1 protein-coding gene is annotated in these 305 nt (G+C 57.7%); it reads left to right on the top strand.

Annotated features, from left to right (window positions below; genetic code table 11):
- Positions 1-305, top strand: a 305-nt coding sequence (locus tag P9273_RS32070) for an integrase core domain-containing protein (RefSeq protein WP_278052575.1), incomplete at both ends; no start/stop codon positions are given.

Here is a 305-nt window from a genome sequence, read left to right on the forward strand (position 1 = left end):
CATGACCGACAACGGCTCCTGCTACAGATCAAAGGCCTTCGCCAAGGCCTGCCGCGATCTCGGCCTCAAGCACGTCACGACAAGACCCTATACGCCCAAGACCAATGGCAAGGCCGAGCGCTTCATCCAGACAGCACTGCGCGAATGGGCCTACGCCATTGCCTATCCGACATCCGATCATCGTGCCGCCGAACTGCCTGTCTGGCTGCACAGATACAATTGGCATCGTCCACATGGCAGCCTAAAGTCAAAAACGCCTATCAGTCGCCTCGCCCTGATCGAGGACAACCTGTTGAAGCTCCACA

The organism is Mesorhizobium sp. WSM4935 (assembly GCF_029625735.1).
In the GTDB taxonomy this organism is placed as follows: Bacteria; Pseudomonadota; Alphaproteobacteria; order Rhizobiales; family Rhizobiaceae; genus Mesorhizobium.